Below are 13,588 nucleotides of genomic sequence, written 5' to 3'. Positions count from 1 at the left end.
TTAATTTTTTGAAAAGTATTGTTTATCCAGAAGCTGCCATTTGGCATCTCTCTGCAAGATAATCTCTTTAATCTCCAGGTCGCTTAAGTGTCTGAAGCGATCCTGACGCTTTATGTAGTGGGCCACATCTGTAAACTCTCGTGGTCTTCGGTTAAGTCTGTAGGTACCGTTTTCATACTCGGCCAGATACCACAGACCGCAGTCCACTACTTCCTTGGCTACCTCAATACACTCGTCGGTTCTGATTCCCCAGCCGGTAGGACATGGAGCCAGTACATGAATGTAGGAGGTTCCCTTGATCGAGGCGGCTTTCTCCACCTTGTTCATGAAATCCTGAAGATAACCTATGCTGGCTGTGGCGCAGTAGCTGATGCCGTGTGCTGCCACAATCTCAAACATGTTTTTCTTAACCTTCTGATTTCCTTTAATATTTCTTCCTGCCGGAGTGGTTGTTGTTTTAGCTCCGAAAGGGGTTAACGAACTTTTCTGAATACCGGTGTTCATATAGGCTTCGTTGTCATAGCATATGTAGAGTACATCGTCGTTTCTGTCGATTGCTCCTGACAGTGCCTGGATACCGATATCCGCAGTACCGCCGTCTCCAGCAAAGCCCACCACTTTGTAATCCTTCTTGCCTAAAGCCTTAAGTCCGGCTTCAATTCCTGTCATCATTGAGGCGGTACCGGCAAAGGTTGAAATTATGGCGTTGTTCTTAAAGCACAGCTGTGGAAAGTTAAAACCGACAGCAGACATACAGCCTGCAGGAATTGTCGCAATCGCGTTTGGTCCTATAACCTTGAGCGCGATTCTCACTGCCAGGGCTCCGCCGCAGCCAGCACAGGCCTTGTGGCCGAAGAAGAATTCCTCTTCTCTTAGAGTATTTACATTAACGCTCATAGTTATTCCTCAAGTCCTACAAAACGGACGCCTGACTGTTCATGCTCCAGATCTGAGAATATTTCCTCTATATCTGTAAGCGGTACATCTCTTCCTCCAAGTCCTGCTATATAGTTTGAGCAGGGGTTTGCTATTCCCTGATGCTGCAGAGCTGAGCAGACATTGGTATAGACAGTTCCCTCATTACCAAAAGAGATATCCTTCTCCAAAACTCCGATAGCTCTGGTTCCCTTTAAAGCTGAGATCAGCTCTTCATGAGGAAATGGTCTTAAATATCTGAGTCTGAGGCAGCCGACTTTCCTACCCTCATCTCGAAGCTTATCCACACACTCGCAGACGCTCTTGTACAGTGTGCCCAGAGTTATGATTACGTATTCAGCGTCCTCTGTACGGTACTGTTCAACAAGTCCTGAGTACTGTCGTTTGAAGAACTGCTTAAAACGTCTTTCACACTCAGTAATGACATCTCTTGCTGCAAGTACGCCCAGATGTTCCTTATACTTAAATTCGGTATTGGTGTCTGGTCCTGCAGTGAAGGCCATATTCTTTGGTTCTTCAAGTGAGAGTTTGTTATCTGTTTCATAATCTGGAAGAAATCCCTCCGCTTCCTTATCTGACGGTACCTCAACCGCCTCATAGGTATGAGTCAGTGTAAAGCCGTCCAGGTTTACCATTACAGGGGTAGCAACTCTTTTATCCTCTGCAATATAGAAACTCATTAAAGCCAGATCTAAAGCCTCCTGGGCATCCTTGGCATATGACTGAATCCAGCCGGAATCCAGAAGTGTCAGTGAATCTCGCTGATCACCGTAGATATTCCATGGCAGAGCAGTAGAACGATTGGCATTCATCATTACAATCGGAAATCTTCCGCCTGCTGCATAAGGAAGGCATTCAGCCATATACAGAAGCCCCTGAGACGAGGTTGCTGTAAAGGTTCTGGCACCTACGGCACTTGCGCCTATAGCAGCTGATAGGGCTGAATGCTCTGACTCAACATGGATGAAATCTGCTTTTAATTCTCCGCTCTCTACAAGAGTTGCCAGCTTTTCTACCACAGTGGTCTGTGGGGTAATCGGATAGGCAGAGATAACATGAGGCTTTGAGAGCTTTACTCCATAAGCAAATGCTTCATTACCTGAGAGAAACTCCTTGGTCATTATCTTTCCTTCTCCATCACAATTGCGTTCTTACGGCAGATCTTCTGACAGATTCCGCAGCCCTTGCAGTAGTCATAATCTATGACAACTTTTTCACCATCCTTGCTGATAACTCCGTCAGGGCAGTACAGGTAGCAAAGAAAGCAGCCGTTGCATTTTTCCCTGTCGCATACCGGTTTTTCAGTTCTGAAACCGCTGTTGACCGAAACCAGAGTATGTTCGTAGGCCGGTGCAAACGGGATGTTGCCCAGGGATGTAAAGTCCTTTGCATCACGAATCATTTAGGCAACCTCCTCATAGGCCCTTTTAATAGCCTCAAGATTCAGAGGTGCTATTTTTGCTGACATAATCTTTCTTACTGCTGACTCTAAATTCTCAACACTTATGGCTTTGAACTCACTTAGCAGTGCACCTAGGACCACAGTATTGGTGATAGGTCTTTTCAGAATCTCCAGGGCAATTCTCTGACCGTCAATGCAGATGACTCTGTTATCCTCAACTTTCTTAGCTGTGCACAGGATGATTTTTCCGCCGTCCTTTAATTCCTCATAGGCATGATCATCAAAAAGTGTGTCATCCAGGAACACAACGTAATCAGCTTTTCTTATCTGAGAGCGATCTCCCAGGGAGCCAGTTCCCAGTCTTGAAAAGGCACGAACCGGAGCACCGCGTCTTTCAGGACCGAAGGAAGGGAAGGCTAAAGCCTTATTCTCATCTGTCTTGAAGGTCCAGGCTGCAGATAATAGCTTTGCTGCTGTAAATGCACCCTGTCCGCCTCGTCCATGCCATAAAATCTCGTACATGTATCTAACCTTATAGTTAATAGCTATAACTTTATATAGCTTTTTTTATTATTCTTTTCTGTGGTTATAACTTCTGAATAATTCTCTTTATTTGTTTAATAATTCAGATTGTTATCTAATGGGTATGATTTTATAGAAAGGAAAAAATCTGTCTAATACTATATTTTTATTGTCAGTTATAAGTATTGGCTATAATGAAGAATTTAGACAAAGAAAAAACTCCTTATTTAATTGAAAAATAAGGAGTTATGAACGAGGTATGTGTAAATCTGTATAAAATAAAATGCAGCAGAGTTATAGTCTGATGCTATTTTTTTAACGTAAATATATTTTCAAGATTCTTTAATGCACTGTTTAGAACCTCATCTGATTTGGCAAAGTGCAGTCTTATATAGCGGTTTTCCTTCTTCTTGAAGAAGGAGGATCCAGGTACTGCTCCGACCTTAATCTTATTGGCCAGATCAAGACAGAACTCATAATCGTCCTTATAGCCAAAGGAGCTGATATCCACCATCACAAAATAGGTTCCCTGAGGCTCATAAAAATCAAGATTAAGCTTTCTAAGTCCACCGCAGAAAAGATTCTTTCTGTGGGTAAAGAGGGCTCTTACCTCCTGATAGTAGGAATCAGGAAGAGTCAGTCCCTGAATAATAGCTTTCTGCAGAGGGGCGGCTGCACCCACGGTCAGAAAGTCGTGTACCTTTCTGATTCTGTCCATAACCTCAGGAGGAGCAGCAACATAGCCTAATCTCCAGCCGGTAATAGAGTAGGTCTTAGAGAGAGAGTTACACATAATGGTTCTCTCTCTCATTCCCTCTAAAGAGGCAAAATAGGTATGCTGGTAAGGCTCAAAGATAATATGCTCATAAACCTCATCAGTAATCACAAAGGCATTGTATTTCTCCACAAGCTTTGCAATGGTTAGAAGCTCATCACGGGTAAAGACCTTACCGCTAGGATTGGATGGGTTGCACAGGATCAGAGCTTTTGCTCCCTGTGCAAAGGCTTTCTCCAGTTCCTTCTCATCAAAGGAGAAATCAGGAGTATGCAGTGGAACATAAATTGGCTCAGCTCCGCAGAGAATGGCATCAGCGCCGTAGTTCTCATAGAAAGGAGAGAAGATTGCAATCTTATCGCCAGGATTTAAGGTTGCCATGACGGCACTCATCATGGCCTCGGTTCCGCCGCAGGTTATACACAGTTCGGTATCAGGGTTGTAGTGAATACCAGAGAAGTGTTCAATTTTTGCTGAGAGAGCTTCTCTGGTGTCCTGTGCACCGAAGGTGATTGAATACTGATGAGGTCCTGAAAGAGCAATCTCTGAAAGACTTCTGGTCATTTCAATTGGCGGCGGATTATCAGGAAAGCCCTGAGAGAGGTTGATGGCGCCGCAGCCGTTGCAGATTCTGGTCATACGGCGTATGACCGAATCAGTAAAGTATTTTGTTCTTTCACTTAGAGTAATCATGAGTATCCTTATTCTGTCAGTTTAGTGGGTCAGCAGTTTTGCAATTCTGTCGCCGGTAAGCTGAGCCAGCTGTACGATGACAACCAGTACCACAATGGTAAAGATCATAACACCGGTTTCATAACGATAGTAGCCATACTGGATTGCAAGATTACCGATACCTCCGCCACCGACCATTCCGGCCATTGCTGAGCAGCCGATAAGGTTGATAAAGGTTATGGTAATACCTCTGACAATTGCTGGTGCGGCTTCAACTAAAAGCACATTCTTGATAATCAGAAAATGTGAGGCACCTGTTGCTATGGCAGCCTCAATGACACCTGCATCAACCTCTTTTAGGGCACTTTCAACCAGTCTTGCAAAGAAGACAATGGCTGCAATTGAAAGTGGAACTGAAGCTGCAATCGGTCCGATCTTGGTGCCCACCAGAATAAAGGTTAAAGGCAGTGAGAATACCACCAGAATGATAAATGGTATGGAGCGGATAATATTGATAAACGCTGATACCGTCTTGTTCAGACTTATGGTTCTCTCAAAAAAGGTCTTACCGGAAGTCAGATACAGTACAAATCCCAGGGCAAGTCCGAAAACCAGACTTAAGGAAAAGGATATACCGATCATCAGAGCGGTTTCATATATGGATTTTGCAAATTCATTCTGCAGAATATTAAGTGTTGATTGTATTAGTTCACTGTTCATTTAAGACTCCGCATTTAATCTTGTTATAAAGGTCTTCTGTTCAAGGTAACGAATTACGGATTCCTTGTCTTTGTTATCTTTTGAACGCAGGGATATCAGCAGTCTGCCGATTGGTTTGTCCTGCACATACTCAATGTTGCCTTCAATAATGGACACATCAGTCTTCAGGAATTTTCTTGATACGTCTGAAATGACCGGATCAAAGGCTCCTTCCTCCTTATAGGTGATCATGTAGAGGTCTTTCTCCTGCTCTAATACCTTCTTTGGCACAGTCTTTCTGTAATCACTGCTGATAAGAGCTTTAGCTGCCTCAGACTTTGGTGTTGCAAAGAGGGTATAGGAAGGAGCTACCTCCGCAAGACGACCTTTTTCCATTACTGCAATTCGGTCAAACAGAGATTTTGCAACCTCCATCTGATGGGTGATGAACAGAATGGTGATAGGATAGTGATTCTTAATGTTACGCAGTGTCTGAATCACTTCCTTGGTGTTGTCAGGATCGAGCGCGGAGGTAGCCTCATCACATAGAAGGATCTGTGGATTGTTGGCAAGAGCGCGGGCTATTGCCACGCGCTGCTTCTGACCGCCGGATAATGATGGCGGAAATAAATCCGCCTTATCTTCAAGTCCCACCAGCTTTAAAAGTTCTGGTACCTTTTTCTGAATCTCCTTTACAGGAGTTTTTGATGCCTTAAGGGCAAAAGCAATATTGTCATAGACAGTGGCATTGGATATCAAGTTGAAATGCTGAAAGATCATGCCGATGCTCTGTCTTAGGTTTCTGAGCTTTACCCCAGTGTAGTTTGTGATGTTTTCCCCATTGATATACACATTACCTGAGGTTGGTTTCTGCAGAAGATTTACGGTGCGTACCAGGGTTGACTTACCAGCGCCTGAGGCTCCTACTATTCCGAAGAACTCACCTTTATTAATGGTTAGGTTCACTCTGTCTACAGCTGTATATTCGGCATCTGTATTTCTGAACTTAACACTTAGGTTTTCGAATCTGATCATTTTTCTTTCCGTTAAAGGTTGTTTTTATTCTTATCAGTTGGCTGGCCACCACTGTGGTTTGGCAAAATCTCTGTAGGCAGGATCTGCATTAACTGAGGAGGTGAACTCTCGGCTTGCCACTGCATCCTTTAAGAAGGCGCCGACGGTATTTACACGGTCACTCTGTACGGCAACTACCAGCTTGATTGGCTCTGAAACCTTCTCTTTGGCAAGTGCTTTGTCAAATGGCAGTTTTGCTTCATAGGCATAGTTGCCAGGAACCAGAGCCAGGTCGGTTGAATCCAGTGAACGAGGCAGCTGAGCGGCTTCCATTGGTACAAAGTTCAGATGCTTTGGATTCTGATCAATATCCGCAATAGAGGCTTTCAGATCATCCTTGTCAGCCTTAAGGGTGATGATTCCTGCATCTCGGGCAAATCTTAGAGCGCGTGAGAGGTTAACTGCATCATTAGGCAAGGCAACCTGTGCTCCATCCTTAAGATCATCTAAGGATTTAACCTTATCTGAGAAGGCAAACAGACCTAAGGTTGGAACATTGATAACTTCATCCAGCTTAAGTCCCTGATTCTCCACAATGGCCTTGAGGTAGATTGAGTGCTGGAATACGTTGGCATCGATTTCTCCGGCATCAAGAGCAGAATCCGGCTGAACCCAGTCTGAGAACTCCACGAAATCAAGCTTATGGCCTTTACTCTCAATAACCTTGGTCAGGTGGTTCTTCAGAAGATCCTTGTAAGGTCCTGGTACTACACCGATTTTGATGTGCTCAGGAACAGTGTCGGCCTTGGCTGACTTGCTGTTATCATCACCGCATCCGGTTACGCTTAATGCTAAAAATACTGAAAAAACAGTAAGTAAAATATTCTTCTTTGATAATTTTGACATGATAAAACTCCTGACAGTCATAAAAAAACTGCATATAAAAACTTAATTAAACTATTTGAAATATACTGAGAAAGGTTTGTGCTACATGCACATGCACATACACATACAGTTGGAGGTACTGTCAGAATATTTGTTGAAGGTAATTCTTAAATCAGAAAGGATAACAACTTCTCTCTGGAAGACTGTTTCCTTCTGTAATGGCTGATTCTTTTTCATAATATTCCTTAAATTTTCTATTTAGAGGATTTCTGTTTTTATTGTTGGTTATCTTTCGATGTGGTTATTTTGATCTGTAACGAATTATTTGGCTAATACTAATTTTTAATGGTTAGTTATAGTTTTTAACTAATTGTGTATTAACTATTTGAATATAAAGATAAATATAAAGGAATTTAATAAGGTAATGGTAGTGTTTTAAGGAAATTTTTTACTTTTAATAAGAAAAATGCAGGTCCGAAGAAACCGGCCTGCACTTAAAAATTGCATTACTATGAAACTTACAAAAGCTTATTTAAGGTTCAGTTCCTTAATCTTTCTGGTCAGAGTATTTCTACCCCAGCCTAAAAGCTTTGCAGATTCCTGCTTGTGGTTGCCGGTAAAGGTCAGAGTAGCCTCCAGCATAACCTTTTCAAACTCTGGAACAGCCTCATTAAGGATATCACGTTCACCAGCCTTGAGCTTTGCATCCACCCAGCTTCTGAGCATATCCTGCCAGGACTGGTTTTCCTTGGCAACAGTACTGTTTGAGGTATTCTTGGTCTGATTGTTGTTGGCATGCAGGAACTCTGATGGCAGATCAACAAGCTGAATATCACGGCCGGTAACCATGATGGTCAGATACTTACACAGGTTCTTAAGCTGACGGACATTGCCTGGCCATGGAAGACGGCACAGGAATACCAGAACCTCCGAGGTCAGCTTCTTAGGCTCGGTGTGTCCTTCGGTTGCTGCCTGAGCCAGGAAGTGCTTGGTTAAAAGCGGAATATCATTATTTCTGTCTCTTAGAGGAGGAATATTGATATTGATGATGTTCAGTCTGTAGAACAGATCTGAGTTGAAAGTGCCCTTGGCAATCTTAGCCTCTAAATCCTGAGAGGTTGATGCTATAACTCTTATGTTTGTCTTGATTGCTGTAGTGCTGTCGATATTAGTGTATTCGCCGGTCTGCAGCAGCTTTAACAGTCTTGACTGGCAGTCCATTGGCAGATCATTGATTTCACTGATGAACAGTGTGCCGCCTTCAGCCTTGGCGATTGCGCAGTTTGAAGGATCTTTGGTGACATCTCCAAATAGTTCATACTTAACCATTTCCTGTGGAATAGAGGAAATGTTGATAGATACGAAGCTCTTGCCGGTTCTCTCACCATGATTGTGGAGTGCCTTCGCAACCTGTCCACGGCCGGTACCGATTTCACCGTGGATTAGAACTGGAAGGTCGGTCTTGGAAACACGTCCGATAAACTTGAAGACTTCCTGCATTGCTGGGGATTTGCCGATAATCTCGGTTTCCTCTTTCTGCTCCACAGGAGCATTCATCAGGGTATTACGGTTTCTCTGGCTTACAAGCTGCAGCATGTTTACTCTGTGAACAGCTGCTCTTCTGATAACTGCAACTGCCTGATCGATATCGAATGGTTTAGGCAGGTACTCAAAGGAACCTTCATTGAAGGCATCAATTGCAGCTGAGAGATCTGAATGAGCAGTCATGATAATGAATGGAATGTTCTCATCAACCTCGTGAACTGCTTTGATAAGCTCAAGGCCGTCGATGCCAGGCATTTTGATGTCTGATACGATTACATCAGGGGTTTCTTTTTTAATTGCTTCAAGAGCAGCTTCTGCATTCTCAAATAAACGGTGATTAATGCTGTTAACATCTAATGCTTTATCGAAAACAAAACGAATGCTTGCATCATCGTCTATTACCCAAATCATTGGATTCATTATCGGTATTCTCCGTGATTTTCTGTTTTGACTGGTAAAATTATTCTAAAAGCGGTTTCGTGAGCATCTGACAGACACTCAATGGTTCCATTATGACGTTCGATTATGTTAAGAGCCAAGGATAAGCCCAGGCCGTTTCCGTTAGGCTTGGTGGTAACCATTGGATAGAACAGGGTCTTTTTTAATTGTTCTGAAATCTGTGGTCCGTTGTTGATGATAGAAATAACCATACACAGCGGATATTTTGTTTCTCTGATTATGGTTCTGAAGCTGGCGCGGGTTCTGATTCTTATGAAAGGATCGGTAAAGGCCTCGTTATCCAGAGCATCAATAGCATTGTTGACAATGTTCAGGATCACCTGCTCAATTGAATCAGAGTCTAAGGCCAGCTCTGGCAGAGAAGGATCGTAGTCTCTCTCTATTCTGATACGTTTGCAGTTATCCTGCATCTGTACCAGCTTTAAAACCTTCTCAATTAAATAATGAATATTGACCTCGGTTAGAGGATTTGGTCGCTGAGGTCCTAAAAGGTTGTTAACCAGAACCTTTAGACGGTCAGTCTGCTCAATAATGACCTTGGTGTATTCCTTAAGATTTTCAACCTTGTTCGCGTAGGTCATTTCGATAAGCTGAGCTGCACCGCGGATGCCTCCTAGAGGATTCTTGATCTCGTGGGCTAGGTTTCTGATAAGGTCACGGGCAGCATTGTACTGGAAGTTCTGCTGTGCCTGATTGATAAGTTTTTCCTGATGAGCGATAGGATGAATCTCAACTAGGAATCCGTCAAAATTATTGTCTGTGTACTGGAAGATGGTAAGGTCGGCTTTAGAAGATTTGCCTGGGAAAGGAGAAAAACGCACGTCAGCGGCAGAGAAACCTTGGAAATTGATATTGAAATCAGGATTATTCAACGTATCAATCAGCGTGATTTCTTCTCTATCCACCAGATCGGACAGCTTCTGTGTCTGCAGACGATTTCTCGATATTCCACACAGCTGTTCAGCAGCGGTATTCGCGTAAAGGATATTCATATCCTTATTGGTGATCATTACCGCCGTTGTCAGGTTTTCTAATACATTTGCCTTATCAATTTCGGACATCAGATTGCCTATAACGTTCTATAATAGTGCACGTGATATTTTCTTACACTTTATCACAAAATTTGAAAAAGGCACAAAAATAGTGCACAATTTTACGTTATACGACTTCTAAACTTGATATTAACTTGATCTATATAGAATTTTTGGGAATAAAAAAGCCTGCACCAAAATGGGACAGGCTTTATAGGTCTAAACTTTAGACTTATTCGTCAGCTTTCTTTCCGCCAGCGGCTCTGAAGGCACGAACACGATCAAGTTCGGACAGATTCTTCTTACGGATTCTGATGCTCTGAGGGGTGACCTCAACCAGCTCGTCCTCGTTGATGAACTCAAGAGCCTGCTCTAAGGTCATCTTAACAGCTGGGGTCAGGATAATGTTATCGTCTGAACCTGCTGCACGAACGTTAGTCAGCTTCTTGGTCTTTAATGGGTTTACAGTCAGATCGTTTGAACGAACGTGTAGTCCGATAACCTCACCCTCATAGATCTCTTCACCTGGAGATACGAACAGTCTGCCACGTTCCTGCAGGAACCATAGAGCATATGGAACAGCCTTACCGGTGTCATTTGAAATCAGAACACCGTTCTGTCTCTCACCGATGCTGCCACCTGCATACTCATCGTAGCTGTCGAAGGTGTGGAACATTAAGCCGGTACCTGAGGTTAAGGTCATATATAGAGACTGGTAACCGATAAGTCCACGGGCAGGAATACGGTAGTCAAGACGAACACGACCCTTTCCATCTGGAACCATGTTCTTCAGCTCGCCCTTACGCAGACCAAGCTCTTCCATAACAGGACCCTGATGCTCTTCCTGAAGATCCAGTGTCAGGATCTCGTATGGCTCAAGAGTTCTGCCGCCTTCCTTGTGAAGAATAACCTCTGGACGTGATACAGCCAGCTCATAGCCTTCACGACGCATCTCTTCAATCAGAACTGACAGGTGCAGCTCACCACGGCCTGATACCTTGAATCTGTCGGTATCTTCAGTGGCTTCTACACGCAGAGCAACGTTGTGAACCAGCTCTTCACGTAATCTTTCCTCAATGTTTCTTGAGGTGATGAACTTGCCTTCACGACCTGCGAATGGAGAGGTGTTCACACAGAAGTTCATGGAAACTGTAGGCTCATCAACTGAAAGGGCAGGAAGTGCCTCAACAGCTGAGTTGTCACAGATGGTATCAGAAATCTTCAGCTCACCTAAACCGGTAACTGCAATAATGTCACCAGCCTCTGCGCTCTCAACCTGAGTTCTGTGAAGTCCTAAATAACCTAGAACCTGACCAATCTTACCGGTACGGGTATTGCCGTCACGGTCAATGATGGTTACAGGCTGATTTGCCTTGGCAACACCGCGCTTTACACGGCCAACACCGATAACACCAACATATGAGGTGAAATCAAGTGATGAAATCTGCATCTGGAATGGGCCTTCAAGATCAGCATCTGGAGGGCTTACCTTGTCAACGATAGCCTGGAACAATGGCTCCATGTTGTCGCCGTGATTATCAAGCTCTAAAGATGCCCAGCCCTGGAATGCTGAAGCATAAACTACTGGGAAATCCAGCTGCTCATCTGTTGCGCCAAGATTGTCGAACAGATCGAAAATCTGATCAATAACCCAGTCTGGTCTTGCGCCTTCACGGTCACACTTGTTGATAACAACAATTGGCTTTAAACCTGCAGCGAAAGCTTTCTGAGTTACGAAACGTGTCTGAGGCATTGGGCCGTCTACAGCATCTACAAGCAGCAGTACTGAGTCCACCATGGACATAACACGTTCTACTTCACCACCGAAATCAGCGTGGCCTGGGGTATCAACGATATTAATGCGGTAATCTTTCCAGTTGATAGCAGTATTTTTTGAAAGGATAGTAATACCACGCTCTTTTTCGATATCATTTGAGTCCATGATACGTTCCTGACCGATTTCGTTACGGTCAAGAGTTCCTGACTGGCGCAGTAATTTATCAACTAGTGTTGTTTTTCCGTGATCAACATGAGCAATAATAGCAATGTTACGGATCTTCTGAACATCCATGTGGTAAACCCCAAGATAAATAACTCTGACTTTGAGTCTTAAGAAAAAAAATATGCGCTATTGTATACCATTTTTGACCTATGTAACATTTTCTTAAAAAAAAGATTAAAAAAAATTATCAGTAGAATGGCATTTATATCGTATTCAATGAGTTATTAAGCGCATTTTGTTGGGCTGAAAAATGTATTATACAAACAACCTCCTCAAATTCCCCTGCAGACAGGATTAAATCTGTCTGCACGGACAGTGAGCATTTTGCATTAAGAAAGTATAGTGCATTAATTTGCATGTATACTCTATGTATAGTGGAGGAGTGTTTATGTCTTGTTTTTCCCTGAAAAAAAATTGCTGCTGCTTACTGCTGTCATGTGCATTAAGCTCCATGGTTTTTGCTGAGGAGCCTAAGGTAGTCGACATCAACAGTATTAATGGTGGTGATGTGATTGAGACAGAACTTCTAAATTCCTATGGGGAGAACAGCTTTTTTACTCTAAGTGAAATCCCGGATGCTGTTTGGGAGAAAATGCAGGGCAAGACCTATCAGGAAAACCCTTTTATAAAAAGGGAGGATCTGCGCTATCTCCGTCTTCTGCACGTGGATTATGACAGGAAGGTAAGACTGGGAGAGATGGTCTGCAATCGAGCCATTGCCGAAGATCTCCGTGAAATCTTCTTTATTCTTTACAAGAACAAATACCCTATTGCCCATATTCGTCTTGCAGATGAATACAATGCGGATGATGAGATCCAGATGAGGGAAAACAACACCTCCTGCTTTGTATTCCGTTTCATTACCGGATCTGACTATCTGTCCTATCACGCCAGAGGGCTTGCAGTCGATTTAAATCCACGTACTAATCCTTACTGCAAGCTTCAAAAGGATGGTACCTTATTTGTACAGCCCATGAACTCCGGAGTATTCTGCGAACGCGATGATAACTTCGTGTACAAGATTGATAAGCAGGATCTTGCCTATAAGCTCTTTATCTCTCATGGCTTTACCTGGGGAGGAGAGTGGAGAACTCTAAAGGATTACTGTCATTTTGAAAAAGAGACCATGCAGCTCTCATCCTATTAAATTTTCCTTCAAATATCCAAATTAAGTACATGTCAAGCCTTTTGAATATGTGCTTTTCTGTTTTTTTATCCCTTATAAATCAAAGTAATATCTGTTATATCCCCTTAATTCTGGAAAAAAATGACCCCCTTACGCGGAAGTCCAAAATTTCCCACCGCATAATTTCCACATTCATTTTTTTTATCCGGGTGCGGAATTCCTAAATCAAAAAATTCTGACTCGTGGCAATGAGTCCTCGGATGTTTGCCGCCCCCGTTTTTTTACCTTTATGTGAATTAAGCAGGTATGTTTATGACAGGAATCAGAAAAATTCTTTTAAATCTTGCCTTTGCTGTGCTGGTGGTATTTACCGGCTCTGTATGTGCTCAGACTTTAAACAATGTTGAAGTCAAATCTCAGGTCAGGCTCAGCAGAAGTGAACTTCAGTCGGTGTTAAAACCATACGTGGGCAGGGAAATTACCATTAAGACTCTGCAGAATCTGCTCAATGATCTGACTG

General features: G+C 43.1%; 14 protein-coding genes. 2 read left to right on the top strand and 12 right to left on the bottom strand.

Annotation, left to right across the window (positions count from 1 at the left end; genetic code table 11):
- The 12 genes from BM308_RS03460 to typA all read right to left on the bottom strand — a co-directional run bounded on the left by BM308_RS03460 (position 1) and on the right by typA (position 12,011).
- The gene (locus BM308_RS03460; protein ID WP_074942903.1) at positions 1–897 is read right to left on the bottom strand and encodes a thiamine pyrophosphate-dependent enzyme; all 897 of its coding nucleotides are present in this window, start codon (positions 895–897) and stop codon (positions 1–3) included.
- Positions 898–899: 2 nt separating this feature from the next.
- Positions 900–2,057: a pyruvate ferredoxin oxidoreductase gene (porA, locus tag BM308_RS03455; protein ID WP_074942901.1), complete on the bottom strand. Its 1,158-nt coding sequence runs from the start codon at positions 2,055–2,057 to the stop codon at positions 900–902.
- Positions 2,057–2,338, bottom strand: a complete 282-nt coding sequence (locus BM308_RS03450; RefSeq protein WP_074942900.1) for a 4Fe-4S dicluster domain-containing protein — start codon at positions 2,336–2,338, stop codon at positions 2,057–2,059. The genes porA and BM308_RS03450 overlap by 1 nt, the downstream gene beginning before the upstream one ends.
- A complete protein-coding gene (locus BM308_RS03445; RefSeq protein WP_074942898.1) occupies positions 2,339–2,860 on the bottom strand; it encodes a 2-oxoacid:acceptor oxidoreductase family protein in 522 nt (173 codons plus the stop codon).
- Between the two features lie 307 nt (positions 2,861–3,167).
- Positions 3,168–4,328, bottom strand: a complete 1,161-nt coding sequence (locus tag BM308_RS03440) for a pyridoxal phosphate-dependent aminotransferase (protein WP_074942897.1) — start codon at positions 4,326–4,328, stop codon at positions 3,168–3,170.
- 21 nt (positions 4,329–4,349) lie between these two features.
- Positions 4,350–5,027: a methionine ABC transporter permease gene (locus tag BM308_RS03435; protein WP_218152530.1), complete on the bottom strand. Its 678-nt coding sequence runs from the start codon at positions 5,025–5,027 to the stop codon at positions 4,350–4,352.
- Positions 5,028–6,041 carry a methionine ABC transporter ATP-binding protein gene (locus BM308_RS03430; RefSeq protein ID WP_074942895.1) on the bottom strand — a complete coding sequence of 338 codons (1,014 nt, stop codon included), beginning with the start codon at positions 6,039–6,041 and terminating at the stop codon, positions 5,028–5,030.
- Positions 6,042–6,074: 33 nt separating this feature from the next.
- Complete coding sequence (locus BM308_RS03425; protein ID WP_074942894.1) at positions 6,075–6,926, bottom strand: MetQ/NlpA family ABC transporter substrate-binding protein; 852 nt, start codon at positions 6,924–6,926, stop codon at positions 6,075–6,077.
- An 81-nt stretch (positions 6,927–7,007) separates the two neighbouring features.
- Entirely contained in the window at positions 7,008–7,142 is a 135-nt protein-coding gene (locus BM308_RS13585; RefSeq protein WP_306705067.1) for a hypothetical protein, read from the bottom strand.
- 291 nt (positions 7,143–7,433) lie between these two features.
- A complete protein-coding gene (locus BM308_RS03420) occupies positions 7,434–8,870 on the bottom strand; it encodes a sigma 54-interacting transcriptional regulator (RefSeq protein ID WP_074942892.1) in 1,437 nt (478 codons plus the stop codon).
- Positions 8,870–9,970: a nitrogen regulation protein NR(II) gene (gene glnL / locus BM308_RS03415; protein WP_083425423.1), complete on the bottom strand. Its 1,101-nt coding sequence runs from the start codon at positions 9,968–9,970 to the stop codon at positions 8,870–8,872. Before glnL ends, BM308_RS03420 begins: the two co-directional genes overlap by 1 nt.
- Before the next feature lie 202 nt (positions 9,971–10,172).
- Entirely contained in the window at positions 10,173–12,011 is a 1,839-nt protein-coding gene (typA, locus tag BM308_RS03410; RefSeq protein ID WP_074942891.1) for a translational GTPase TypA, read from the bottom strand.
- Positions 12,012–12,330: 319 nt separating this feature from the next.
- Between typA and BM308_RS03405 the strand changes: the two genes are divergently transcribed.
- Together BM308_RS03405 and BM308_RS03400 are read left to right on the top strand one after the other, a co-directional pair.
- A complete protein-coding gene (locus tag BM308_RS03405; protein ID WP_218152529.1) occupies positions 12,331–13,089 on the top strand; it encodes a M15 family metallopeptidase in 759 nt (252 codons plus the stop codon).
- 291 nt (positions 13,090–13,380) lie between these two features.
- A partial coding sequence (locus BM308_RS03400) for a POTRA domain-containing protein (protein ID WP_177214409.1) occupies positions 13,381–13,588 on the top strand: 208 nt, incomplete at its 3' end.

This window comes from Succinivibrio dextrinosolvens (assembly GCF_900116345.1).
Taxonomy (GTDB): domain Bacteria; phylum Pseudomonadota; class Gammaproteobacteria; order Enterobacterales; family Succinivibrionaceae; genus Succinivibrio; species Succinivibrio dextrinosolvens_B.
The sequence above is the reverse complement of the archived record's forward strand: the minus strand, read 5'-3'. Positions and strand labels throughout refer to the sequence as shown.

Coding starts and splice junctions, on each gene's coding strand:
- BM308_RS03460 (WP_074942903.1), bottom strand. CDS start 897: ATGAGCGTTAATGTAAATACTCTAAGAGAAGAGGAATTCTTCTTCGGC.
- porA (WP_074942901.1), bottom strand. CDS start 2,057: ATGACCAAGGAGTTTCTCTCAGGTAATGAAGCATTTGCTTATGGAGTA.
- BM308_RS03450 (WP_074942900.1), bottom strand. CDS start 2,338: ATGATTCGTGATGCAAAGGACTTTACATCCCTGGGCAACATCCCGTTT.
- BM308_RS03445 (WP_074942898.1), bottom strand. CDS start 2,860: ATGTACGAGATTTTATGGCATGGACGAGGCGGACAGGGTGCATTTACA.
- BM308_RS03440 (WP_074942897.1), bottom strand. CDS start 4,328: ATGATTACTCTAAGTGAAAGAACAAAATACTTTACTGATTCGGTCATA.
- BM308_RS03435 (WP_218152530.1), bottom strand. CDS start 5,027: ATGAACAGTGAACTAATACAATCAACACTTAATATTCTGCAGAATGAA.
- BM308_RS03430 (WP_074942895.1), bottom strand. CDS start 6,041: ATGATCAGATTCGAAAACCTAAGTGTTAAGTTCAGAAATACAGATGCC.
- BM308_RS03425 (WP_074942894.1), bottom strand. CDS start 6,926: ATGTCAAAATTATCAAAGAAGAATATTTTACTTACTGTTTTTTCAGTA.
- BM308_RS13585 (WP_306705067.1), bottom strand. CDS start 7,142: ATGAAAAAGAATCAGCCATTACAGAAGGAAACAGTCTTCCAGAGAGAA.
- BM308_RS03420 (WP_074942892.1), bottom strand. CDS start 8,870: ATGAATCCAATGATTTGGGTAATAGACGATGATGCAAGCATTCGTTTT.
- glnL (WP_083425423.1), bottom strand. CDS start 9,970: ATGTCCGAAATTGATAAGGCAAATGTATTAGAAAACCTGACAACGGCG.
- typA (WP_074942891.1), bottom strand. CDS start 12,011: ATGGATGTTCAGAAGATCCGTAACATTGCTATTATTGCTCATGTTGAT.
- BM308_RS03405 (WP_218152529.1), top strand. CDS start 12,331: ATGTCTTGTTTTTCCCTGAAAAAAAATTGCTGCTGCTTACTGCTGTCA.